This is a genomic window from Streptomyces sparsus, assembly GCF_054776295.1.
Genome location: NZ_BAAHCA010001701.1, coordinates 1 through 558, shown reverse-complemented (window position 1 = coordinate 558; position 558 = coordinate 1). Strand labels below are relative to the sequence as shown.

General features: G+C 76.0%; 1 protein-coding gene. It reads right to left on the bottom strand.

The features are described from left to right. Nucleotides 1-558, bottom strand: a 558-nt coding sequence (locus ACYVE9_RS30385) for a DUF4429 domain-containing protein (RefSeq protein WP_461031065.1), incomplete at both ends; no start/stop codon positions are given.

The following is a 558-nucleotide window of genomic DNA, read 5'->3' as shown; positions in this document are numbered from 1 at the left end:
GCTGCGGACGGGCGGGCGCGGTCGGGTGCGGCAGGCGGGCGGTGACGGCCGCCAGCAACAGGGCGGACTCCGCCGTCTCGCGGGCCTCCCGCAGCCCCCACAGCACCACGCAGTTCGGGTCGTGCGACGGCTTGACGGACACCGCCGGGCCCTTCGGCACGAACCGCACCCAGCCGCTCTCCCAGCCGCCCGGCTTCGACCACTCGACGCGGGCCAGGTCGGCCAGCCGCAGCACGCGGGAGCCGGAGGACTTCTTGCTCTCCTCCGCACCCCAGCCCCACTCGATACGGACCTGCTCACCGTCGAAGGCGGCCCGGCCGTCCGAGCCGTTCAGCGTCAGCGGCACCCGGGGGCCGGGCAGCAGGTAGCGGTCGGCGGGTTCGTCCACCGGCACCTCGTCCAGCAGCAGGGCGTTGCGCACCTCGTCGACGAGGTACTCGGCGGTGCCGGAGCGGTCCTTCCCCACTTCCAGGGTGTAGGGGTCGGCGGCGTCCGGCAGCAGGCCGCCGGTGGCCTGGGTCAGCGGGTCGGCGGCGGGGCGCAGCCGCAGGCGCAGCC